Raw genomic sequence first — 727 nt, forward strand, 5'->3', positions numbered from 1 at the left:
GGCTCAATCATGATCTTTCCTTCCAATCGGGTGCGGATCATGGTGGCAACAAAGCCTGTTGACTTTCGCAAAGGCCATGACGGACTTGGCTCACTGGTCAAGAATGAATTGCGCAAGGATCCCGTTTACGGGAACAGTCTTTGTCTTCCGTTCGCGCAAGGCAGATCGTTTGAAGCTGATTTACTGGGATGGCACAGGCATGGTGCTAGCTTATAAACGTTTGGAGGCCCATACATTCAGCTGGCCTGCGATCGAGAATGGGCTGATGTCATTGAACCATGCACAGTTTGAGGCTTTGTTTGCAGGACTGGATTGGCGACGTGTTCGTGGCTTGGAAGTCAGAGCACCGATCTCTGTCTGAGAGACAAACGATTGCTCTAAAAATATCTGCGGCACGATGACTCTGACAGCATATTCATCAAGCAAATCACAGCTGAATTTAGTAAATTCGATCCATGTTAAACGTAAGCGATCTCCCCAATGATATTGCTGAACTCAAAGCGTTGTTAATCGCAGCCACTGCGCTTGGGGCTCGCAAAGATGAGCGCATTGAGTGGCTGGAGAAACTGGTTGCAGCCTTCAAACAGGCAGCATATGGGCGCAAGTCAGAAAAGATTAATCCCGAGCAGTTTGATCTGGCACTGGAGGATCTCGAAACTGCCATCGCTACGATCCATGCAGAAGACGAAGCTGATACACCTTCAGGCAAGCGTATATCCAGGCCGCG

The 727-nt window shown here is 49.4% G+C and carries 3 protein-coding genes; all 3 read left to right on the plus strand.

Going from position 1 to position 727, the window contains the following annotated elements:
- Positions 1 to 9 precede the first annotated feature (9 nt).
- Complete coding sequence (gene tnpB / locus JNC77_RS17605) at positions 10 to 216, plus strand: IS66 family insertion sequence element accessory protein TnpB (protein ID WP_374834814.1); 207 nt, start codon at positions 10 to 12, stop codon at positions 214 to 216.
- A complete protein-coding gene (gene tnpB, locus JNC77_RS17610) occupies positions 119 to 361 on the plus strand; it encodes an IS66 family insertion sequence element accessory protein TnpB (protein ID WP_374834816.1) in 243 nt (80 codons plus the stop codon). Before tnpB (JNC77_RS17605) ends, tnpB (JNC77_RS17610) begins: the two co-directional genes overlap by 98 nt.
- Positions 362 to 455: 94 nt before the next feature.
- On the plus strand, positions 456 to 727 hold a 272-nt coding region (locus JNC77_RS17615; protein WP_374834812.1), incomplete at its 3' end, for an IS66 family transposase.

The organism is Paenochrobactrum pullorum (assembly GCF_041929845.1).
Lineage (GTDB): Bacteria > Pseudomonadota > Alphaproteobacteria > Rhizobiales > Rhizobiaceae > Paenochrobactrum > Paenochrobactrum pullorum.

Coding starts and splice junctions, on each gene's coding strand:
- tnpB (WP_374834814.1), top strand. CDS start 10: ATGATCTTTCCTTCCAATCGGGTGCGGATCATGGTGGCAACAAAGCCT.